Raw genomic sequence first — 22,731 nt, 5'->3', positions numbered from 1 at the left:
ACCCATTTATCACACTGCTACCAGGTAGTGATCAATCAGCATGATGCAGAACAGTGCCATCAGGTAAATAATGGAATACTTGAAGGTTTCCATGCCCGCATTCGGGTTCCGGTCACGCAGCATTTCCACTGCCCAGTAGACAAAACCCAGACCCAGCACCACAGCGCCAAGCAGGTACAGCCAGCCCAGCATGGCGGTTGCAAACGGCAGCAGGCTGACAGCGAAGAGGATAAAGGTGTAAAGCAGGATATGCAGCCTGGTGTAAGCCACGCCGTGGGTCACCGGCAGCATGGGGATGTCGGCCTTGGCGTAATCCTCGCGGCGGTGAACCGCCAGGGCCCAGAAATGCGGGGGAGTCCAGGCAAAGATAATCAGCACCAGCAGCAGCGCATGTCCGTGCAGTTCCCCGGTTACCGCGGTCCAGCCAAGCAGTGGTGGTGCGGCCCCGGCGATCCCGCCGATTACAATATTCTGCGGCGTGGCGCGCTTCAGGAACATGGTGTAGACCACCGCATAGCCCAGCAGTGAGAAAAGGGTCAGCCATGCCGTGAGCGCATTGACGAATGCGAGGAGCACGGCCATGCCCGCCACACCCAGGGCCAGGGCGAATGCCAGCGCCCGGCGGGGCTCCACCCGACCACGCGCAATAGGACGATTGCTGGTGCGGGCCATCTTGATATCGATATGGCGATCCACCAGGTGATTGACCGCTGCGGCACTGCCGGCACACAACGCAATACCCAGGTTCCCCAGCACCAGCACGTCGAGAGGCACCATCCCCGGCACTGCCAGCAGCATGCCAATCACCGAGGTGAGGATCATCAGCATGACCACCCGCGGCTTGGTCAACTCGTAGTAGTCGCGCCAGGTGGCGTGCGTCAGGGCGGCGGCTTGGGTGCTCATGGTTTCACCTCTTTGTACTTCGTTATTATTTTTTCATTCGCGGCTGGGCCGTCTGGATACGGTAACAGAAGGTGAGCAGCCCGAGTAGCAGTAACGCGGCACCGGCATTGTGCGCCACGGCCACCGGCAGTGGCAGTGACATCACCACATTGGCTATACCCAGTGATACCTGCAGCAGCAGCACCCCGGCCAGGCCTACAGCCCAGCGCCGCGAACCTGCCCGCCATGCCAGTGCCGCCAGCAACAGGACTATCGCGCTGACAACCAGCGCACCCAGGCGGTGGGTAATATGGATTGCGGTGCGGGCATCGCTCTCCAGGGCACCCCCCAGGTAATTGGGACCGATGTGCTGCGCCACGTTAAAACCCTGGCTGAAATCCATCGCCGGCCACCACTCGCCATGGCAGGTGGGGAAGTCGGCACACGCCAGCGCGGCATAGTTGGAGCTGGTCCAGCCCCCGAGCGCAATCTGCAATGAAACTGCCACCACGGCGACAATCGCCAGCGGCCGGATTTTCTGCAACCGCCGGAACTCATGTACCGGAATCAGTCGCTTGCGGTAACGCAGGCGTTCAACCAACAGCCACAGCAAGGACAGGGTCGCCATACCCCCGAGCAAGTGGGCGGTGACCACCTGGGGCCAGAGCTTGAGCGTCACTGTCCACATACCGAACGCGGCCTGCAGGATGATCAGGCCAAGCAGGAAATGGGTATGCAGGAAACCCCGCTGCCCCCGCCGGCGCCAGGCCATCACGGTCAGCCCTGCAACCAGCAGCAGTAGTGCCCCGGCAAAATAGCGGTGCACCATTTCCGGCCAGGTCTTGTCCGTGGCCACCGGGCTATCCGGGAAGGCGGCATTGGCACTCTCGATCTCGTGCACTTCGTCCGGCCAGGTCAGGTGGCCGTAACAGCCAGGCCAGTCAGGACAGCCCAGACCGGCATCCACCAGCCGCGTGAATGCACCCAGGACCACCACCACCACTGCCAGCAGGGTACCGGCCATGGCGACCCGCAGTCGCCAGTCATTGCGTGGGTTATAGTCCGGGTCGGGTTGGTATTGGCGCATGCAATTCTCCGGCTTACTGCTCGTAGGAGTACTTCAGCAGTCGCTTGATATCTTTCAGCAGCTGGTTGCCGCTGTGTTCATTGTTGTAAACCATCATTGCGTAACCCTGCTGGTCCACCAGCAGCGCACTGGGATAATCGATGGTGCTGTGACTGGTACCCTGCAGCAGGCTGTCCAGCTGCGCCGCAGGCAGGGTCACGAATCGCAGGCGCGGGTGCTTTTCTGCCAGCTGCTCGCGGCGCTCCGGGCTGAGCGGTGCAGTGTTGACCAGCAGGCGCTCGACCCGGCGGGCCTTCTCCCCGAGCCGGACGTGAACCTGGCGGCTGGTGTACAGCAGCTCCTCACAGGCGTTATCGCAATCCTGCCCCGGCACAATCAGGTAGCGCCACTTGGGCTCTTCCGCCTCCAGTTGCAGCGGGGCCCGGCCCTGCTCCATCAGCGGCAGTGACTGGATATTGCGCGGCGGCTCCAGCAGGCTGCCCTCGTTCACGGTGGCATCGGGCATACCCACGCCGGTGTAGAAGACGATGTAGGCGGCCGCAATAGGCAGCACTACCGAGGCTACCACGGACAGGGCCTGCAACCGGCGGGACCGGGGCGGGGCATCTTCGCTGATTTCACGGTGGGTATCGTTGCTCTGGGTCACGGCTAGGTTACCTCTTGTCTGTTTTCATTATTCTCGAGCCGGTTAATCTCTTTGCCGCCGGCGATCAATTCCACGGAGCCTGGCCGGGAGCCGTGTGGCCGCCAGCAGCCACAGAATCACCAGTGCCATCGCCATCGCAAACCACTGCCACGCATAGGCCAGGTGGCGTGCCGGCGAGCTGCTGACCAGGTGCCAGTCAGTGACCAGTGCGGTATCCGAGTCCGCACTCAGCCTGATCGTCCATTGCGGCTGCGCCAGGTCAAGTGTGTCGGCCAGCCGGGAATCCACCGCCTGGATTCGCGCTGTGCCGGCGACAGCCGACGCAGCAGCCTCATCCTCGGCCAGCGCTACCGGATAGAGAAAGCCGGTGATCACTTTCGCCGCCCGGGGCCAGGTCACTTCCGGTAGCGCTGAGCGCTTGCGTTCCGCCGGTAACCAGCCCCGGTTGACCAGCCAGCGTCGGTCACCGGACACAAAAACCTGGAGGATTTCGTAACCCACGTGACCGCTACGCGTGCGATTGTCCAGGTAAAAGTACTCGTCGGTGAAGTAACCCAGCAGGCGAACCGGGATATAGCGCTGCAGGTCCGCGAGTTGGCTGGGGTCCTGCGGCTGGGCGGCGAGGCGACTGTCAACGGCAGTAACCAGGGCCCGCTTTTCCGCTGCCCGATCCAGCTGCCAAAGCCCCAGGCCCACCAGGACCGGCAGCAACAGTGCGCTGAACACCGTCACGGGCCAATTGGAAATCAGTGCTACACTGGCCCTCTCGGAAGGTTTCCGGGGTCGCACTGGATGGGTCTCTACTGTCATGCCGATTCCAGCCTGCGAACAGGCCCCTACAACAAATGGCGAATACAAATGTGGCTGAAGATCGTTATTGTCTTTCTGTTTTTAGCTGTGCTGGCCAGCCTGTCCAGCGCGCTGTTTTTCCTCTTGCGCGATATGGGCGCCCCAGAATCGAAGCGCACCCTTTACGCCCTGGGTATCCGTATTTCCCTGGCTGCCCTGCTGCTGCTTGCCATCTGGTATGGCTTTGACAGCGGCATGCTCTCCAATACTGCTCCCTGGGCCAATAAATACTGATACCGCTCTTTCGGGGCCCGCATTGCGGGCCGCCATTAGTCCTCAGGAGCCGAGTACGTATACAAAAATAAACAGGCCTACCCAGACTACATCCACGAAGTGCCAGTACCAGCTGGAAGCCTCGAAGCCAAAGTGATCGTCCGGCTTGAAGTGATGGGCGATGACCGAGCGCAGCAACATGATCAACAGCATGATGGTGCCCAGGGTCACGTGCGCACCGTGGAAGCCTGTCAGCATAAAGAAGGTCGTGCCGTAAATACCGGACTCGAGTGTCAGCCCCAGGTGGACATAGGCCTCATAGTATTCCTCCACCTGGAAGAACAGGAACAGTGCCCCCAGCAACACGGTCAGTCCCAGCCACAGGTTAAAGGCGTTGCGCTTGCCCTTCTTCAGGAATACATGGGCGATATGCACGGTGACACTGGAAGTGAGCAGGATCACGGTGTTCAGTAGCGGCAGGTGCCAGGGGTCGATGATGTCATTGGGCCCGACCACCTTGGCGGCATCGCCATGCACCGCGGCATCCGGGGTTACCATCAGCGGCCAGGTGTTCTCGAAACCCTGCCACAGCATATTGGACTCGCCCCGGTCACCTTCCCCGCCCAGCCAGGGCAGCGCAAAGGTGCGGATGTAATAGAGCGCACCGAAGAAGGCGGCAAAGAACATCACCTCGGAAAAGATGAACCAGCCCATGCCCCAGACGTAGGAGCGCTTCAGCTGGTCACTGTTCAGCCCAGCCATGTTCTCGCGGATCACTGCGGCAAACCAGAACCACAGTACGCCGGCCATCGCCAGAGCACCGATAAAGAAAATATAGGAGGAGCCGCCGTTGATCCAGTTGGCGGCTCCAAACGCGGTCAGGAACAGACCGATGGTCGCAAAAATTGGCAGCCGGGACTGCTCGGGCACATAGTAGCTGCTTTCACTGGCCATAATTTTTATCCCTCTCGCTCGGAGTCGGCATTTTTGTTATCCAGGTTCCGGGTAAATTTTTCCGTGACATCGAACAGCGTGTAGGAAAGTGTAATGGTGTTGACCCCTGCTGGCAGGTCCGGGTCGACAATAAAGCGCAACGGCAGTTCTGCGCTCTCCCCCGCCTTCAGGGTCTGCTGGTTAAAACAGAAGCATTCCGTCTTGTGAAAATATTCGGCCGCCTTGAATGGCACCAGGCTCGGTATCGCCTGCCCCACCATATCGCGGCCGGTGGGATTGCGGGCCAGGAAAACCGTGTCCACTGCCTCGCCCGGATGCACTGTCATGGAGACCACAGACGGGCGGAAATCCCAGGGCATGCTCTCGTTGTGGCTGGCGACAAACTGTACCTTTACCTTGCGGTCGGTCTGTACTGCAGCCGGAACCGCCTCGTAACGGCTGCCAGTCTTGCCATTCAACCCGGTGATTTCACAGAAGGCGTCGTAGAGCGGCGGCATGATAAAGATGGCAAACACCAGCATGCTGCCGGCCAGGGCCAGCAGCTTGGCTGTGAGTTTTGCGTTTTCACTCAGTTGCATCGCCGCGCCACTCCGTGTTTCAGCGCACCGCCGGCGGCGTGCTGAAGGTGTGGTAGGGCGCCGGGGAGGCCACGGTCCACTCCAGGCCTTCCGGATCGTCCCACACCTCGTCGGTCGCCTTCTTGCCACCCATTACCGTGCGTACCACGTTGAACAGGAACACGATCTGCGCCGCACCGAACAGGAAGGCACCCACGCTGGCAATCTGGTTGAAATCGGCAAACTGTAGCGCGTAGTCAGGAATCCGCCGCGGCATGCCGGCCAGGCCGACGAAGTGCATGGGGAAGAAGGTCACGTTCAGGCCGACGAAAGCGAGCCAGAAATGCACCTTGCCCATGGTTTCGTTGTACATGTTGCCGGTCCACTTTGGCAGCCAGTAGTAGACGCCGGCGGTGATCGAGAAGATCGCACCGGGCACCAGCACATAGTGGAAGTGGGCCACCACAAAGTAGGTATCGTGATACTGGAAGTCCGCCGGTGCGATCGCCAGCATCAGGCCGGAGAAGCCACCGATGGTAAACAGGATCACGAAGGCAATCGCGAACAGCATCGGCGTTTCGAAGGTCATGGAGCCACGGAACATGGTGGTCACCCAGTTGAACACCTTCACCCCGGTGGGCACCGCGATCAGCATGGTGGCGTACATGAAGAACAACTCACCGGCAATCGGCATTCCCACGGTAAACATGTGGTGCGCCCACACGATAAAGCTCAGGAAGGCAATTGATGCGGTGGCGTACACCATGGAGCTGTAACCGAACAGTGGCTTGCGCGCGAAGGTGGGGATGATCGCCGACACGATACCGAAAGCCGGCAGGATCATGATGTACACCTCGGGATGGCCGAAGAACCAGAACACATGCTGGAACAGCACCGGATCGCCACCGCCGGCTGCGCTAAAGAAGCTGGTACCGAAGTGAATATCCATCAGCATCATGGTGACCACGCCCGCCAGTACCGGCATTACCGCGATCAGCAGGTAGGCGGTAATCAACCAGGTCCACACGAACAGCGGCATCTTCATCAGGGTCATACCCGGTGCGCGCATATTGAGGATGGTGGCGATGATATTGATTGCCCCCATGATCGAAGACGCACCCATGATATGGATCGAGAAAATAAAGAAGGTGGTACTCGGCGGTGCGTACTCGGTGGACAGTGGGGCGTAGAAAGTCCAGCCGAAGTTGGGTGCGCCACCATCCATGAACAGCGTGGAAGCCAGCATCGCGAACGCGAACGGCAGGATCCAGAAGCTCCAGTTGTTCATGCGCGGCAGGGCCATGTCCGGTGCCCCGATCATCATCGGTATCATCCAGTTGGCCAGCCCCACGAAGGCCGGCATCACCGCACCGAAGACCATGATCAGGCCGTGCATGGTGGTCATCTGGTTGAAGAATTCCGGCTGCACGATTTGCAGGCCGGGCTCGAACAGCTCGGCGCGGATGACCAGCGCCATGCAGCCGCCCAGCAGGAACATGGCGAAGCTGAACCAGAGGTACATGCTGCCGATGTCTTTGTGGTTGGTGGTGTAGAGCCACCGGGAGAATCCGGGTTTAGGACCGTGTGCCATACTAATGCTCCTTTCGGCTCCCGCTTACTGTTTATTCTTAAAATTGAGGATGTCGACGGGCTGCACGGTATCGCCCATTTCGTTGCCAAAGGCATTGCGCTGATAGGTGATGACCGCGGCGATGTCCACCTCGGAAAGCTGCGGGCCGAAGGCCTGCATGGCCGGGTTTTTCGACGACCCGTTAACGACCATGTTCAGATGCTTGTCCAGCGGCCCGGTGGCAACCTGCGAACCAGCGATGGCAGGGAAGGTGCCGGGAACGCCCTGGCCGTTGGGCTGGTGGCAGGCGGCGCAGTTGCGGTTGTAGACCTTCTCACCCATGGCGAAGAGCTCATCGAAATCGAAAGTCTTTTCCGTCAGTTCGCGCATCTTGGCTGCCTGGGCCGCCCGTTCGTTCAGCCAGGCGTCGTATTCCTGCTCGGGTACCGCCTTGACCACAATCGGCATAAAGCCGTGGTCCTTGCCGCAGAGTTCAGCGCACTGGCCCCGATAGATACCGGGTTCGTCGATGCGGGTCCAGGCATCGTTGATAAAGCCGGGGATTGCATCCTTCTTCACCGCCAGGTCCGGTACCCACCAGGCGTGAATCACGTCATTGGCAGTAAACAGGAAACGGATTTTCTTGCCCACCGGCACCACTACAGGCTCGTCTACCTCGAGCAGGTAGTTTTCACCCTTGGGCAACTGGTTGTCGACCTGGGAACGCGGTGTGGAGAGGTTGGAGAAGAAGGAAACATCGGTACCCAGGTAGTCGTATTTCCACTTCCACTGGTAACCGGTGACCATGATATCGAGGTCGGCTTCGCCGGTATCGTAAATATCGTAGAGGGTCTTGGTGGCGGGTATTGCCATCAGCACCAGGATGAGGGTGGGGATAATGGTCCACACCAGCTCCACTGCGGTGCTCTCATGGAACTGTGCTGCCCGGTAGCCCTTGCTTTTGCGGTGACGCCACATGCTGTAGAACATCACCCCGAAGACGACCACGCCGATTGCCACACAGATCCAGAAGATCAGCATGTGCAGGTCGTAAGTGGTACGGGAAACTTCGGTAACGCCCTGGGTCATATTGACCCCCCAGCGCTCCGCCCCCTCGACTTCCGCAAAAGCGGAGTAGGCCGGCAGCGAAGTTGCCAGCAAGGCGAACAGCCGATCGAAGCCTTTCAACATCGCCTACAGATCTCCGTGTGTTTGTTTTTATATCAGCCATCGGCTGCATTCACGGATAACTGGATTCCCCATTGCCGGCCGGGCGCTCGCCGGGCACGGTTTCCGGGTAATTCCACACAAAAATTGTGGACATCGCGTAGTAACACAAGACTACTTACACTGGGCGCAGCAGGGGAAAAACCTGCTCCGCGATACTGCTTCAGTGCAACTTGTTATTCTTTTCCCAAAGATTTTTTACTTCAGATGTCGTCGTCCGGAAGGTACAACCAACAACCTGCGTCTCTTTTTGTTGCAATTACTGTCTCAGTACATCTTTTTTCCGGCCTGCCGGTGTGGCCCTGTGGACCGCCCCCGGGAAGAGCCGGTGCGGCCTCTTCACAGAGGGGCAGCACGACAACAAAAGGAACACATCGCTGGCAAAAAGTCAATGAATCCGCCAACTTAAGTCTCGGGTGAATGAAGCAGTCACAACTCCTGGAAGATCCCGGCCAGCGCGTCTGGAAGCTGGCCTGGCCGATGATCCTCAGCAATATCTCCGTGCCGCTACTGGGCGCGGTGGATACCGCAATCCTCGGCCACCTGCCCTCCCCCACCTACCTGTCCGGGGTGGCCGTGGGTGCAAGCGTGATGTCGATGCTGTTGTGGGCCTTCGGCTTCCTCCGCATGGGCACCACCGGGCTGGTGGCCCGGGCCGCCGGCAGTTCCGATGGCGGTATCGGCTGGCTGCTGCGGGCGCTGTGCCTCGCCGCGGTGCTGGGGCTGGCACTGCTGGCGATCGCGTCCCCCTTACTCGGCACCATTGTGCAATGGATGAATGCGAGTGCCGCGGCCGCGCCCCAGGCTGAGGCGTACCTGCAGATCCGGCTCTTCAGCGCCCCCCTGGTACTGGCCAACTTCGCACTGCTGGGGTTCTTTATCGGCCGCCAGGACAGCCGCGCGCCACTGCTGATACTGCTCGCTGCCAACCTGCTCAATATCCTGCTGGATGTGGTCTTTATCATTGGCCTGGGATGGGGTGCCCGCGGGGCAGCGCTGGCAACGGTATGCGCCGATATCTGCGCATTCGGCTGCGGTATTTTCCTGCTGCGGGGGATCGGTAGCGATATTTACCGGCAAATTGCCCGGCGGCTCCGGGACCCGCGCCTGTATCCCTGGGCGGATAGCAGTCCATGGCGGGAGCTGTTGCGCATCAACAGCGACCTGTTTGTGCGCACCTGCCTGCTGCTCTTAACGCTCACTTTTTTTACGGCCCAGGGTGCTGCGCAGGGCGACGCAGTACTCGCAGCCAACGCTATCCTGCTGCAATTACTGATGATGACCTCTTATGCACTGGATGGGTTCGCCCATGCCACCGAGTCCCTGGTGGGTGACGCGATAGCACGGCGCTCACAACCCGCGTTCCGCGCAACTGTCCGCAGCGCGGGCCGCTGGGCACTGGGCAGCGCGCTGCTGGTCACTGCCATCCTGGTACCGGGCAGGGAATGGATACTGCCGCTGTTTACCGACCTGGAATCAGTGTTGGTGGAAGCGCGGTCGGTCTACCCCTGGCTGTGCGCCCTGCCACTGCTGGCAGTGTGGTGCTTTCTGCTCGATGGGGTATTTATCGGTGCGGGACGCAGCCGGGAAATGCGGGACACCATGTTTATTGCAACCGTGCTGGTTTTCTTTCCCGCATGGTGGCTGACACGTCCGTGGGACAACCATGGCGTTTGGTTCAGCCTGTTTTTGTGGATCAGTGCACGATCTTTCAGTCTACTGCTTTATTACCACTACTACACTCAAAGCAACTCGTGGATCCCCGACAGCAATCAATAGCAGATCTTTTTTGCACTATCCGATCTCCGTTGCTATATATCAGACAAATTAAAAAATATTTAACTACACAGCAAAGCGGGTTCCGATGTACAACCAATACCGCCAGATGCAGCGGACGATCGATCTCGCTGTTATGCGAGAGCGCGAGCAGGGCGATTTTCGCCGGCACGTCCACCGGCAATTACCTGCGCTGCACCGCAGCATCCAGTTACCCGAGGGCGACAGTGCACTGCACCTGACCTGCTTTGCGATACGCTATGTACGGAGTGTGCCGCCCTGGTTACACCAGCTGCACCACCAGCTGGCGGCGGCCGACATCGACTTTAACCCGGTGCAGGTGATGATTGACCAGTGCCTGGAGCGGATGTCCGGCATTGCTGGAGAGCGTCCACAGCTGCACACCCTGGTCCCGGAAGCCTACCTGTCGCACCGGGTAATGGAAGAAATCAACGACCGGCTGCAACCCCTTTGCGGCGCACCGCTACTGCCCATGGACCCCATGCGCGCGAACCTGGTCATTCGCGGGCTACTGAATGAAAAGCACTGTGAGGAGATGGATTCCGAAAGTGCCCGCCTGGGGCGGGCTTTCATGGACCTGAAGCTCGACAGCGAGATGACGGTGGCCCTGATTCTCTGTCGCCAGCGTTTTAGCCACGATCCCGGCGAGTGGCCGGACCTGGCCCACAGCCTGGAGTTCGGGTTGCTGACCCCGGGTGCGGTAATCAGCAATGATACGGTGCACTAGCCAGGGCAACCTGTCGTATATCGGTCTGAAGGGTTATTTTTCGAATTGATTACAGGTTTGTTTACTGGCTGTTTTGCCAGTTATAGAGGATTCCCAATAAAAATATCTTTCCAGGATGGAAGCATGGAGCAGGTCGAATAATAATGGCTGTGCCTGCTCATTATTTTTTACACCCACTTCACAGTCCGCATACATCCCGCTTTTCCAAGCGGATTATCCCCCGGCCGGCCCGGTTATTGCTGGCGCTGTAGAACCTGTTTCCAGTTGGCATAGAACTGCCCCTCACCCTGGAATACCGCACTGTTCAACTGGTCAACTTCACTGCGCAGTGCACGATCATGGAAGTACAATCCCCCGGCACGCAGCGTCCAGCCGCGCGGATTCCCGGCAAGCAATTTATAATAGTGGTGCACTCGTCCCGTATGCGCCAGCACCTGCTTCAGGGAGAAGGCTCCGCGCCGGTAGCGGTCCAGGACCTCGCTGTTGATCTGTTGTTCGGCTGCTTGCCGGGTCGCCGCAGAGAGACCTGAATCATTGACCAGTTGGGCGATATCCCGCTGCATATCCTGCAGGTATCGGTCCGCCGCACGCGCCGACACCTCTACTGATGCCAGGCGGCGACGGAGCTGCCGCAATTCGCGCCGGTCACCTAACAGGCGGTTGTCTCCCACCGGCAATTCGGCAAAGGCAGCCAGCGGACGGAATATCGTGCGGTGCTGTGCGTTGGTATGCTCCGTAAACTGTTCACAGATAAGCACCGCTTCCCGCCATTCCGGGTAGTCTTCTCCGGACGACAGTCGCTGCGGCAGCGCGGCGACATTTTTACTCAGCCGCGCTGCCTCGTCCCGGTATAAGTCCGGCCGATCACGCCACTCATTTGCCTGCAGCCGGAACAGTGACAGCAGGCTCTCATTGACACAGCGCGCCAGTAGCTGTGCCGTCTGTTCGCGCTGCTCTTCGCGTACTTCCCGGTAGTGGCCAATAAAGGTAAAAGCAATGATGCCGGCGAGCAGCAGCCCGCCGCAGGCAAGGATTTTCTTCACAGGTTGTTATCAGTCCTGGTTATTCTTTTTAGGTGGCTGGATGATTTTCACCGGTGCCTCATGCTCTGCATCCGGCGTCCGCTGTACCCGCGTGTCCGGGATGCGGGGCGTGGACTGCAGGCGAATTTCGTCCTTGAAACCGCACTCTACACACTCGCGGTAATTGCGATCCCCCTCGCGAAAGTTGACGATTCGGTCCATCGCGCTACAGCGCGGGCAGACCGCCCCGGCAATAAAACGCTTCTTGCCAGTCTGCTTGCCGCCATCTTCTGTATTCATATCAATTTTCCCGATACTGCCTTTGCTTCGGTTGGATGTTTACTGGTGGTGGCGTCACGCGGTTTCGGCGGTGGAGTCAATGCCCGAATGGCGCAGCAGCGCATCTATTTTAGGCTCGCGGCCGCGGAATTCAGTGAACAGGTCCAGTGCATCGCGACTCCCGCCCTGCTCGAGGATACAGTGGAGGAAATGCTGGCCAGTGTCACGATCGAAGATACCCTGCTCCTCGAACAGGGAGAAGGCGTCCGCCGACAGAACCTCGGCCCACTTGTAGCTGTAATAACCCGCTGCATAGCCGCCGGCAAAAATATGGCTGAAGCTGTGCTGGAAACGGTTGTCGGCAATCACCGGCACCACCGCGACCCGCGCCCGCACTTCGTCCAGCAATTGCTGGATCTCCTGTGCCGTGGCGCCGCCAGGGCGGCTGTGCAGCAGGAAGTCGAACAGAGCGAACTCCAGCTGGCGCACGGTAAACATGGCTGACTGGAAATTGCGCGCCGCCAGCATTTTTTCCTGCAGCGCCTGCGGCAACGCCGCGCCGGTTTTGTAGTGCCCGGAAATCATGGCGATGGCCTCGGGTTCCCAGCACCAGTTCTCCAGGAACTGGCTGGGCAGTTCGACTGCATCCCAGGCCACACCGTTGATCCCTGAAACCGCGGCCACATCCACGCGGGTCAGCATATGGTGCAAGCCGTGCCCGAACTCGTGAAACAGGGTGGTGACCTCATTGTGGGTCAGCAGGGAGGGCGTATCGCCGGTCGCGGCGCTGAAGTTACACACCAGGTAGGCCACCGGCAGCTGCAGGCCGCCTGCCCCCTGCCGGCGAGTGGTGACCGTATCCATCCAGGCTCCGCCGCGCTTGCGCTCGCGGGCAAACGGGTCCAGGTAGAAGCCGGCGATGCGCTCACCGTCCCGCGACAGCCAGAAGAACTGCACGTCCTCGTGCCAGACCGGCACGGAAGTGTCTTCCTCCACGGTGACCGCGAACAGTTTTTCCACTACCGCGAACAACCCTTCCAGCACCCGAGGAAACGGGAAATAGGGCCGCAGCGCTTCCTGGCTGACGGCGTAGCGAGCCTGCTTGAGTTTTTCCGCGGCCCAGGGGATGTCCCACGGATGCAGGTGGTCCAGGTCCAGTGTTTCCCGCGCGAACGCCTGCAGTTCGGCGAACTCACGCTCGGCGGCGGGCCGGGCGCGGGCCGCCAGGTCCTCGAGGAAGCGGGTTACGGTGGCGGCATCCGTCGCCATCTTGCGGGCCACGGACAGCTCGGCGTAACTGCCGAAACCCAGCAGCTGCGCCTGCTCCGCCCGCAGTGTGAGGATCTCTTCCATTACCGCGGAATTATCGAAGGCGCCGGCCTGGGGGCCCACGTCAGAGGCGCGACTGACGAAGGCGCGATAGACCATTTCGCGCAGGTCGCGGTTGTCGGCGTGGGTCATCACCGCCAGGTAACAGGGTCCATCGAGGGTGATGGTCCAGCCCTCCTGGTCGCGGTTGCGGGCGGCCTCTTCCGCCGCGGCCAGCGCGGTGGCGGGCAGGCCGGCGAGTTCTTCCACATCGCGGGTGTGGTGGGTCCAGGCGTTGGTGGCATCGAGTACGTTATTGGCGAAGCGGCTGGACAGCTCCGCCAGCCGCCGCTTGTTGGCGGCAAATCGCTCGCGCTCCTCGCCGTCCAGGGCGACACCGCCGAGGCGAAAGTCCCGCAGGCCCAGCTCGATCATCTGGCGACGGGCCTGGGGCCATTGGGCAAATTCGTCGCTGCCGGCGATATCCCGGTAGACCTCGAACAGCTCGCGGTTCTGGCCCTGCTCAGTGGAGTAAGCGGTCACTTCCGCCAGGGCCGCTTCGTAGGGGGCGCGCCAGTCACCGCTGAGCACGCTGTTCAGGTGGCTGACCGGGGAAAATGCCCGGCTCAGGCGATCCTCGGCCTCCTCCAGGGGGGCCAGGGTCGTGTCCCAGCCCGGCTGGCGCAGGCCCTCCCGCAGCACTTCCCGGCACGCATCTATCAGCTCCCCTATTGCGGGCTCAGCGTGCTCCGGGTGAAGACGGTCAAAGGGCGGCAGGAGGGCGTTTTCTGACAGCGGATTGGACATGTGGGACCCTGTTCTCTTACATCGGTGCAACAATTGGTTGGGCGAGGCCACGGCTGCGGCGCCGGCAGGTTCGCGGTAGCCCCAGCCTGCTATGATAGCGGACCCATTGTACAGGAGGAGAGGTATGTCCCCATTGCGCCCCCACGGTGACGGCGAGGCGGAAAAGTCACCACAGCTCGGGAACGGTGTTTATATCGACCCGCAATCGGCGGTGATCGGCGATGTCACATTCGGGGATGACTGCTCCGTCTGGCCCATGGCGGTGGTCCGCGGCGATATGCACCGGATCCGGATTGGCGCCCGCACCAGTGTGCAGGACGGCGCGGTTCTGCATATCACCCATGCCGGGCCTTTCAATGAAGCGGGCTGGCCACTGGAGATCGGCGAGGATGTCACCATCGGCCACAAGGCCTGCCTGCACGGCTGCACCGTAGGCAGCCGTGTACTGATCGGGATCGGTGCAATTGTGCTGGACGGCGCCGTGATCGGCGACGAGGTGGTACTGGCCGCCGGGGCCCTGGTACCGCCGGGAAAGAAGCTCGAGAGCGGCTACCTCTATGTCGGCGCCCCCTGCAAGCAGGCGCGGCCACTGACAGAAAAGGAAAAGGAGTTTTTCCGCTATTCGGCCGCCAATTACGTCAAACTGAAGAACCAGTACCTGACCGAGCACGAGCAGTTCTGATTCGCAGCATGGCCACCAGCGGTGGCCGGGCACAGTGTGGACGGCACACCGGCCCGGGTCGCAAAAACACGCCTTCATGAGCCCCGCGCAGGCGCCGCGGGGTCCCGTTCTTTGGTAATATCCGCTGGAACGGGGATGTTTTATGACGACTGCACCAGACCTCAGCCAGTGGCACCAGTGTATTGCCACCCTGCTCGACTGTGAGTCAGATTCACAGCGCATCTACGAACTGCTGAAAGGCGCCGAGGCCCTGGTCCAGGGCAACAGCAGCATGGCAATCATTTACCCTTCCGACAGCGCCCCCGAAATCACCCACCATCGCCTGCTTGCCAACGAGAAGCCCAGCACCCAGGTAGACCGCTATGTCGATGGAGCCTACCTGCTCGACCCTTTTTATCGTGCCGCGGTGGACGATAATCGCCAGGGACTGTTCCTGCTGCGCGAAGTGGCCCCCGATGCGTTCGGGGAGACAGAATATTTCCGCATGTACTATCGCGAGGCCAACCTGACCGACGAGGCCTGTTACCTGGTAGTCGGGGACAGTGGCATTATCGCCAGCCTGTCGATCGGCCGCGCTGCGGATCTCGGTGGCGGGCGGTTTTCACGGCAGGAAGTGGATCTACTGCACGCCCTGTGGCCGCTGGTGGAAAGTGTACTGAGGAAATGGATCAATAATCGCGTCCGTCCCCGGGGCACCGGGGAGAGCTTCGGCAAACGACTCGACAATGCCCTGCGCAACTTTGGCAGCTCAACACTCACCCCACGGGAGTGCGAGGTACTGCACATGACCATGCGCGGCCATTCGATCAAGTCCATGGCGGAAAAGCTCGATGCCAGCGTCGACACGATCAAGACCCACCGCAAGCACATCTATACCAAGCTGGATGTCACCTCGCAGTCGGAACTGTTCTACCTCTTTATCAGCGCCCTGCGTCACCACAGCGAGGCGGACCCAGACCCGCTCTCAAGCCTGGATAAGTAATCCCGGAATATCTGTTGCGGAAATAAAAACGCCCGCACCGCCAGCCCCGCTAACCAATAGGGGGGCGACGCGCGGGCAACGGTTCCCGGTACCTGGAACCACTCGCTTACAAACGTTACTGAGTCGCTATTTCTGCGTTACCGGAAAGCCCATGCGCTCTACCATCCGCACCCAGGGCACTCGCCACCCTCCCTTTTCATCCAGCGTATCCAGTGCGTACATGGTGATCTTGGCGCCGATCCAGCGGAAGGGTTCCGGGGGAATATATGCCGGCTGCGAGCGCGCAAATTTCAACGCACGCTCCGGTACCTTCCTGTCATCCAGAATTGCCAGTGCCACCCGGGCCCCGAAGCGTGTTGCGGTAACGCCGAAACCGGAATAGCCGCCCGCATACAACATCCGGCCGCCATGGTAATGCTGGTAGTGCACCGCCATGCGGGTTGTCAGGGCAATGGGGCCGCTCCATGCATGGGTGAAGCGCACACCCCGCAGCATGGGAAAGGTGCGGTAAAAATTGTCGATCAGTCGCAGATAGGGATCCGGCGTCCTGTCCTCTGCAGGGTCGGTATTGTTGCCAAAGAAATAATCCAGGCGGCCGCCAAACAGGATCCGGTTATCCGCCGTCAGTCGCATATAGTTAAGCTGGGTGCGGGTATCGTAGATACCCTGGCGGTTGTGCCAGCCAATGGCTGCCATCTGCTCCTCGCTCAACGGCTCGGTGACGACGATGCGATCGCGAATGGCGGCAACCCGTTTGCGAATTTTGCGGTTGCCTGCAGCAAAGGCGTTGGTAGCCAGCAGCACGCGGTTGGCCAGCACACGGCCACAGGGAGTTGTCACTTCAACGCCGCCGCTTTTTTTCCGGTTGCTGACCATGGGTGTGTTTTCGTAAATCTGCACTCCCAGTTCCAGCGCTACCCGCTTGAGGCCCCAGGCCAGTTTTGCCGGGTGCACGGTACCACTGCGCTTCTTCGACCAGAGGCCGCCACTGAACAGCGGCGACCGGACTTCGCGCCGTACGCTTTCGGCATCCAGCAGGTGGGCATCGTGGCCGTAGTGGCAATAGAGTTCATGCTCCTTTGCGATATCAGCCAGTCCTTCGTCGCCGATGGCTACGGTCAGCTCACCGCCCCACTCCAGGTCGCAGTCGATTCCATAGCGCTCGATCGTCTCGCGGAACCCGTCGAGGTTTTCCTTGCCCAGTCGCTCCAGCTCCTCCATATCATCCGGGTACAGTCGCTGGGCATTCTGGAGTCCGTGCATTACCGAAGTTGAGAGGATCGCCGCCGGGCGCCCGGAAGCGCCAATGGCAATGCTGCTGGCCTCGATCAGGATCACTTCCCGGGCCGGGTTGGCCTCCTTGGCCTGCACCGCTGCCCACAGGCCGGTGAAGCCCCCGCCCACAATCAGCAGGTCACAGGAAAGGTTTTCCTGCAGGGCCGGCTCCTCCCGTGGACGCTGGGAGTTGTCCAGCCAGTAGGGAAAGAAGGTAGTGTGCTGTAGCGCAGCCAGGGCATCCGCCCGGGTCTGTTCATCTGTCATTGTTGGTCTCTCATCATCGCGGTATCGCCAGCGCAGGATTAATAGAGGTTGTAGCGAACCGACATCCCGAAGGTGGTGGGTGCCTGGCGATAGTAGGAACGGCCTGCAAAACTGGAAAAGGCGTAAGTTTCGGCGCTGCTGTCCTCGATGTTCTTGACCCAGGCGCCGAGCTCCCAACGACCGTCAAAATCGGACAGGGTTGCTTCTGCATCCCAGGAATGCACGGGACCGGAGAGCGCATTGGCATCCGCAAGCTGGGCGGTCATTTCGCCGCTGTAGGTGTAACTGGTCTGCAGCCGCAGGTTGTAGTCGGCCACCGGCAGGTCGTAGGCCACCAGGCTGTTGTAACTCCACTCCGGGGACTGTGACAGCGCGGCGCCTTCCGGCAGTGGTGCCGCCAGGGCATCGACAAACAGCTGGTTCACACCATCGGCCGCGCCATTGACCGCCGCATTCGCCTCGATACCGCGCATCTCGGCGGTGCCCGGTGCACGCGTAACTTCGCTGTCGAGATAGGCAACGCCCGCCATCAATGTGAGGTTGTCAGTTGGCAACCAGTGCAGGTCCATCTCAAAACCGTTGGTGGTGGACTCGGGGACGTTGACGAGGGTGGTATCGGCCACGGGGAATTCGAGGAAATTACTGAAATCGTCAACGATAATGGTGACCAGGGACTGGCGATCCGTGTAATCAAGACTAAAGATCGCACCGTTCAGCTGAAGCGCGGCATCGAACAGCGTCGCCTTGAAGCCGGCCTCGTAAGAAATCACCTCTTCGGGTTCCACGTAGGCCCAGCTGATATCATCGAGGATCGCGGCACCGTAGTAAGCGCCGGCCTTGTAGCTGTTGGCCACATTGCCGTACAGCAGCAGGTCGTCGGTCAGCTGCCAGTCCAGTCCGAGCTTACCCGTAACCGCGCTCTCGCTGGCGCTGTCATCCAGCGCAGTGATCACGTCATTGAAAGAATAAATATCGTCGTGGTTATTGGAGATACCGTCGAAGCTGCGATCATCCGCGCTGTAGCGAATACCGGCGACCAGGTTGAGGGTGTCATTGAGCGCGGTTTCCGTGTGCAGGTAGGCCCCCCACGAGCCTGTCACCTGCTCATAGCTTGCCGTCAGCAGGTCCCAGCCCTGGACCGGGACATCCGCCGGGTCCAGCACAAAGGTGCTGGCGACGGAATCGGTGACGAAGAATGAATCATCGAAGGTATCTGTCACCGTCACGGTATCTTCGGAAATGTTGACACCGGCCACCCAGGAGACGGCCCCGGCACCGTTGCTCACCAGGCGGAATTCCTGCGACCACTGGCTGATCTCGTTGTCCTGGAACAGATCGAGGATCGCCGCCGACGCACCTCCATAATTGTCGACGACGGCGCGCTCGTAGTTATCCAAAGCACTGATGGAAACCAGGTCAAAAAACTCAAAGCCGTAATTCAGGTTCAGGGACGCGCCGTAGCCGGATTCATCGCGGCTGACGTCCAGGTTGCCGACATTGACCCGGGTCGGGTCGGCAATGCTGTTCAGCATATCGAAGGACAGGTCACCGAAGGCTTCTCCGAGGCCGCTCACCTGGGGCGAAACCGGCGTGGACCTGTCTGAGCTGAAGTAAACCTTTGCCAGTGCCTCGCCATTACCGGCAAAGGGGAACAGGACCTGGCCGCGACCTGCGGCACGATCGACGCTGCCATATTCCCGGCCGGTAATGGCGTCCTCCTGCCAGCCGTCGGCCCTTGACACATTCAGGCTCAGGCGGCCCAGCACCTCGCCGCTGATCTCACCGCTGACAACGCCGGTCAGTTCCGTCGCGTTGTAGTTACCCAGGCCCGCCTCGACAAAGGACTCAAACTCACTGGTGGGCTTGCGACTGATAAAATTGATCGCACCACCGGTGGTATTTTTTCCGTAGAGGGTTCCCTGCGGCCCCTTGAGCACTTCCACCCGCTCGATGTCGAACAGCTGGCCACCGAGGAATGCCGGGTTGCTGGCAAACACCTCGTCGGTGTAAATACCTACCCCGCTGCTGTTATTGGGACTGAAATCATCCAGGCCGATACCGCGGATGGCGAACACCGGGGTGCCACCCGAGGTGGAGTTCACGGTAACCAGGCCCGGCGTGTGTGCACCCAGGTCGACAGCACTGTCGACGCCCATGCTTTCCATCATTTCACCGCTGAGGGCACTGGCAGACACGCCAATATCGTTGACGGACTGTTCGCGCTTCTGCGCCGTAACACTGACTTCCTCGATCTGCCGGGCGGCAGCGGTGGAGGACAGGGCGATACCGGAAACCAGAACACCGGCAATGGCGAAGGCAAGTGAGTTTTTCGGGTAGCCACCGCTGGTGGCACTGACAGGTGAAAGCATAGAGATCCCTCTGGACACAGTTATCTGTTTTATCGTGGGATCCACTATAAAAACCGAATAGAAATTCGGGTATCACCCCAATGGGTGAGTAAGGCGGGTTTCGCTTTATTTTTCCGGGGAACAAAAAAACCCGCGGGTGCGGGTCAAACAGGATGGCGCTGCAGCGCCTGCGGCGCTGCCGGCCGGAACCGGGCCGGATTACACTGCCCGGTAGCTAGTCAGGTCATGTAGCAGTAACAGGCATTCCACTGGCCTCGGTAATTTTTCCCCTACCCTGCTTCTCCGCCCAGAGAATTGCCATCTCGCCCAGCAACAGGGTAATTATCGAGCCCACCAGCACCGGCCACTGGATGCCCTCGCCCGGGGTATACACAAACAGGAAGATACTGCCCACCAGTACCAGGACACACAGCGATGTCAGTACCAGTGCCCCGAGATTACCGCCGGGCACACGGAAGGGACGCGAACGCGATGCGTCAGTGCGGCGCATTTTCAGGAATGCCAGGAACATGCCCACGTAGGGGAGCAGGAAAATCACCCCGCTGAAGGCAAACAGGGACCAGAACAGGTCTTCATTGGAATTCACCAGAAAGCCGTACAGGACCAGGATAAAGGTACTCAGTATGCCCATCAGTACGGCCGCGCCCACCGGGGTATTGCGGCTGCGGCTCTTGATCGCAAAAACCTGAGGCAGCTCACCTTCCTCCGCCGCCTCGGCGGCAGCGCGGTTACCGCCGATGGCCCAGGTCACACCGTTGGAGAAGAAGGTATAAAGCGCGGCCAGGCCCAGGGCCATCACCAGCAGGCCACCATATGGCAGCTGGGCAAAAAACATTTCCAGGGTATCCACCAGGCCCTCGACCAGGTCGATGTCCTGTGCCGGGATTGCTGCCAGGATTGCGGTTGTGCCCAGTGTGTAGAGCGCGAGGATAATGACACCCGAGACCAGGATTGAACGCGGGACATCCCGCTGCGGGTTGCGCATTTCCTCGCTGCTGGCACTGATCAATTCGAAGCCGAGCATGCCGTAGATAATAGCGGGGATATACTGCAGGCTGTCGCCCAGGTTCGGCTTAATACTGTCAAAAGTAATCGGGTTGGCAAGTCCGTTGTCCGCGGCATGGAAAATCGCACCGACAATAATCGCACCGAAAATTATGATCTTGAGGATAGCGCCGATGTTTGGCACCCACTTGCCGACATTCAGTGTAACCACGTTGGCAGCCACCGCGACCCAGGTCAGCACAATGCCGAGGCCGATCTGCCCCGCCACCCCCATCTGCGGCCAGAACAGCTGTTTGGCGACACCGGCAAAGAGAATGAAAATGGCCGGCATCCAGATGGCTACATTAACCCAGTAACTCCAGCTGATACGCGATCCCCAGCGACCGCCGAAGGCATCTCGTACCCAGGCATAAATGCCGCCTTTTTCCGGGTAGGCACAGCCCAGCTCTGCCGATACCAGCGCAAAGGGCACAAAGAAAAACAGCCCCAGGAACAACCACCAGAAAATACTGGAAGTACCGATGGCCGCGGTGGCGGCCAGCGTATCCACCAGCAGGATGGCAGAGACGGTAAACAGGATCATATCCCGCTTGCCAAGGTTCTTTTTAACTACAACGTCCGTCACGGTAAGACTCCCGCGTTATTTCAGTGATTATTATTATCAGCCGGTGGCCATGCGGTTTATGCCGCGGGGGCACCCAGCTGTGCCGATTTGAGCTCGGTAAACTCCTCCACGCCGTGGTGGGAAAACTCGCGACCATTACCACTCTGTTTGTAACCGCCAAACGGAGCGCGGTAATTGAACTCGCCGCCATTGACAAAACACAGGCCGGCGCGAATCCGGCGCGCAATCGCCAGGGCTTCCTCGTGGTTCCGGGCGTATACACCGGAGGACAGGCCATAGGGTGTATCGTTGGCAATACTTACGGCCTGGTCGAGGTCGTCGTAGGCAATCACGCACAGCACCGGTCCAAAGATTTCCTCGCGGGCGATGCGCATGTCGTTGCTGACCCCGGCAAAAACCGTGGGCCGGGCAAAGAAGCCCTGGGGCAGGCCATCCGGTTTACCCGGGCCGCCGCAGACCAGGCTGGCACCCTCATCGAGGCCGACCTGGATGTAGTCCTGCACCTGCTGCCACTGGCGCTCTGACGAGAGCGGCCCCATAAAGGCATTCGGCCCCGTCCCCACCTCGATCTCGGCCACCCGTGTGCGAATAATCTCCAGGGCCTCGTCGTGGCGACTGGCAGGCACCAGCATGCGGGTGAGTGCGGTGCAGGTCTGGCCGCTGTTGAGCATCACATCGTCCACGCCATAGCGGACTGCGGCGGTGAAATCACAGTCGTCGGTGATGATGAACGGGGACTTGCCACCCAGTTCCTGGGTCACCCGCTTTACCGTGGGCGCACAGGCCCGGGCAATCTCGATGCCGGCGCGGGTCGAGCCAGTAAACGAGAGCATGTCCACCTGCGTGTGCTCGCAGAGGGCCTGGCCCACCTCGGGGCCGCGACCCGGCACCAGGTTAAATACACCGGCGGGCAGGCCGGCCTGATGAAGGATTTCCGCCATCAGGTAATCCTGCAGTGGCGTCTGCTCCGAGGGCTTGGTCACCATGGTGCAGCCTGCCGCCAGCGCAGCGCCCACCTTGCCGACAAACTGGTGCAGGGGATAATTCCACGGGTTGATAAAACCGCACACTCCTACTGGTTCGCGCCATACCAGCGAGTGACCGTGTTCGGCGGTTTCCCCGGTTATGGCGGCGTGGTCGGCAAACAGCCGTATGGCCTCGATCGGGCCCTCCACGTGCAGCCAGCCGCTGATATGGTGGGGACAACCCATGCTGGTGGAAACAGCGTCGACAAGAGCTTCCTTCCGGGCCTCCATCAGGTCGGCGACCCGCAGCAACAGTGCGCGTCGCTGATCGGCGGGAGTGATGGCCCAGCCGTCGAAGGCACGGACAGCGGCCTGCACGGCACGGTCCACATCCGCCGGGGTACCGGCGGGCACGCGGCTAACCAGCGCGCCGGTGGCGGGATTGGTGACTTCCAGCCAGTCGGGGGAAGCGGACTCCACCCACCGGCCATCGATATAGATCTTGTTATGGTTTTGCATCTTCTTCGGCTTTTCTACTGCTGTGCGTGGAGTGGCGATCCGGGCACGCTGCCGGCAATTGGCGCCATTTTCGACTGTCCGGGAACCGGAGCTATCGTCTACCAAACAAACAATCTG

General features: G+C 60.3%; 20 protein-coding genes. 5 read left to right on the top strand and 15 right to left on the bottom strand.

Annotated features, from left to right (window positions below; translation table 11 throughout):
• Positions 1 to 9: 9 nt before the first annotated feature.
• The 4 genes from cyoE to LVE68_RS11020 are packed head-to-tail and all read right to left on the bottom strand — an operon-like array spanning position 10 to position 3,347.
• Complete coding sequence (gene cyoE / locus LVE68_RS11035) at positions 10 to 903, bottom strand: heme o synthase (RefSeq protein WP_232940406.1); 894 nt, start codon at positions 901 to 903, stop codon at positions 10 to 12.
• Positions 904 to 928: 25 nt separating this feature from the next.
• Entirely contained in the window at positions 929 to 1,969 is a 1,041-nt protein-coding gene (locus LVE68_RS11030) for a COX15/CtaA family protein (protein ID WP_232940405.1), read from the bottom strand.
• 13 nt (positions 1,970 to 1,982) lie between these two features.
• Positions 1,983 to 2,615, bottom strand: a complete 633-nt coding sequence (locus LVE68_RS11025) for an SCO family protein (protein WP_232940404.1) — start codon at positions 2,613 to 2,615, stop codon at positions 1,983 to 1,985.
• A 42-nt stretch (positions 2,616 to 2,657) separates the two neighbouring features.
• A complete protein-coding gene (locus LVE68_RS11020; RefSeq protein WP_232940402.1) occupies positions 2,658 to 3,347 on the bottom strand; it encodes an SURF1 family protein in 690 nt (229 codons plus the stop codon).
• 126 nt (positions 3,348 to 3,473) lie between these two features.
• Between LVE68_RS11020 and LVE68_RS11015 the strand changes: the two genes are divergently transcribed.
• Positions 3,474 to 3,698 carry a DUF2909 domain-containing protein gene (locus LVE68_RS11015; protein ID WP_232940400.1) on the top strand — a complete coding sequence of 75 codons (225 nt, stop codon included), beginning with the start codon at positions 3,474 to 3,476 and terminating at the stop codon, positions 3,696 to 3,698.
• Positions 3,699 to 3,740: 42 nt separating this feature from the next.
• On the opposite strand, the gene LVE68_RS11010 is transcribed toward LVE68_RS11015, so the two are convergent.
• From LVE68_RS11010 to coxB, 4 genes are read right to left on the bottom strand one after another with little or no spacing between them, the layout of a single operon-like run.
• A complete protein-coding gene (locus tag LVE68_RS11010) occupies positions 3,741 to 4,631 on the bottom strand; it encodes a cytochrome c oxidase subunit 3 (RefSeq protein ID WP_232940398.1) in 891 nt (296 codons plus the stop codon).
• A 5-nt stretch (positions 4,632 to 4,636) separates the two neighbouring features.
• A complete protein-coding gene (locus LVE68_RS11005; RefSeq protein ID WP_232940396.1) occupies positions 4,637 to 5,209 on the bottom strand; it encodes a cytochrome c oxidase assembly protein in 573 nt (190 codons plus the stop codon).
• Positions 5,210 to 5,228: 19 nt separating this feature from the next.
• Positions 5,229 to 6,779 (bottom strand): cytochrome c oxidase subunit I, encoded by a 1,551-nt coding sequence (gene ctaD / locus LVE68_RS11000; protein ID WP_232940395.1) that lies wholly within the window; start codon positions 6,777 to 6,779, stop codon positions 5,229 to 5,231.
• Between the two features lie 24 nt (positions 6,780 to 6,803).
• Positions 6,804 to 7,949, bottom strand: coding sequence for a cytochrome c oxidase subunit II (gene coxB, locus LVE68_RS10995; protein ID WP_232940393.1), 1,146 nt, complete (start codon positions 7,947 to 7,949; stop codon positions 6,804 to 6,806).
• Between the two features lie 456 nt (positions 7,950 to 8,405).
• Here coxB and LVE68_RS10990 point away from each other — a divergent pair, with 456 nt between their 5' ends.
• The gene (locus LVE68_RS10990) at positions 8,406 to 9,764 is read left to right on the top strand and encodes an MATE family efflux transporter (protein ID WP_232940392.1); all 1,359 of its coding nucleotides are present in this window, start codon (positions 8,406 to 8,408) and stop codon (positions 9,762 to 9,764) included.
• Between the two features lie 85 nt (positions 9,765 to 9,849).
• Positions 9,850 to 10,509, top strand: a complete 660-nt coding sequence (locus LVE68_RS10985) for a hypothetical protein (RefSeq protein WP_232940391.1) — start codon at positions 9,850 to 9,852, stop codon at positions 10,507 to 10,509.
• Positions 10,510 to 10,742: 233 nt separating this feature from the next.
• Here the strand turns inward: LVE68_RS10985 and LVE68_RS10980 are convergent, their stop codons facing one another.
• Genes LVE68_RS10980 through LVE68_RS10970 form a run of 3 tightly spaced genes read right to left on the bottom strand, consistent with a single transcriptional unit; the run spans position 10,743 to position 13,925 of the window.
• Positions 10,743 to 11,552, bottom strand: coding sequence for a hypothetical protein (locus tag LVE68_RS10980; protein ID WP_232940390.1), 810 nt, complete (start codon positions 11,550 to 11,552; stop codon positions 10,743 to 10,745).
• Positions 11,553 to 11,561: 9 nt separating this feature from the next.
• Entirely contained in the window at positions 11,562 to 11,831 is a 270-nt protein-coding gene (locus tag LVE68_RS10975; RefSeq protein WP_232940389.1) for a YheV family putative zinc ribbon protein, read from the bottom strand.
• A gap of 54 nt (positions 11,832 to 11,885) precedes the next feature.
• Positions 11,886 to 13,925: a M3 family metallopeptidase gene (locus tag LVE68_RS10970; protein WP_232940388.1), complete on the bottom strand. Its 2,040-nt coding sequence runs from the start codon at positions 13,923 to 13,925 to the stop codon at positions 11,886 to 11,888.
• Between the two features lie 124 nt (positions 13,926 to 14,049).
• Here LVE68_RS10970 and LVE68_RS10965 point away from each other — a divergent pair, with 124 nt between their 5' ends.
• Both LVE68_RS10965 and LVE68_RS10960 read left to right on the top strand, forming a co-directional pair.
• Entirely contained in the window at positions 14,050 to 14,607 is a 558-nt protein-coding gene (locus LVE68_RS10965) for a gamma carbonic anhydrase family protein (RefSeq protein ID WP_232940387.1), read from the top strand.
• A 142-nt stretch (positions 14,608 to 14,749) separates the two neighbouring features.
• Positions 14,750 to 15,589 carry a helix-turn-helix transcriptional regulator gene (locus LVE68_RS10960; protein WP_232940386.1) on the top strand — a complete coding sequence of 280 codons (840 nt, stop codon included), beginning with the start codon at positions 14,750 to 14,752 and terminating at the stop codon, positions 15,587 to 15,589.
• 126 nt (positions 15,590 to 15,715) lie between these two features.
• On the opposite strand, the gene LVE68_RS10955 is transcribed toward LVE68_RS10960, so the two are convergent.
• From LVE68_RS10955 to LVE68_RS10940, 4 genes are all read right to left on the bottom strand, one after another.
• Positions 15,716 to 17,131 (bottom strand): NAD(P)/FAD-dependent oxidoreductase, encoded by a 1,416-nt coding sequence (locus tag LVE68_RS10955; RefSeq protein ID WP_232940385.1) that lies wholly within the window; start codon positions 17,129 to 17,131, stop codon positions 15,716 to 15,718.
• A gap of 38 nt (positions 17,132 to 17,169) precedes the next feature.
• On the bottom strand, positions 17,170 to 19,500 hold the full coding sequence (locus tag LVE68_RS10950) for a TonB-dependent receptor (protein ID WP_232940383.1): 2,331 nt from the start codon (positions 19,498 to 19,500) through the stop codon (positions 17,170 to 17,172).
• A gap of 223 nt (positions 19,501 to 19,723) precedes the next feature.
• Positions 19,724 to 21,130, bottom strand: a complete 1,407-nt coding sequence (locus LVE68_RS10945; protein ID WP_232940381.1) for an APC family permease — start codon at positions 21,128 to 21,130, stop codon at positions 19,724 to 19,726.
• 56 nt (positions 21,131 to 21,186) lie between these two features.
• Positions 21,187 to 22,614, bottom strand: coding sequence for an aldehyde dehydrogenase family protein (locus tag LVE68_RS10940; protein WP_232940379.1), 1,428 nt, complete (start codon positions 22,612 to 22,614; stop codon positions 21,187 to 21,189).
• Between the last annotated feature and the right edge of the window lie 117 nt (positions 22,615 to 22,731).

The sequence above is a fragment of the Microbulbifer sp. YPW16 genome (genome assembly GCF_021290385.1).
GTDB classification, from domain to species: Bacteria; Pseudomonadota; Gammaproteobacteria; order Pseudomonadales; family Cellvibrionaceae; genus Microbulbifer; species Microbulbifer zhoushanensis.
The sequence above is the reverse complement of the archived record's forward strand: the minus strand, read 5'-3'. Positions and strand labels throughout refer to the sequence as shown.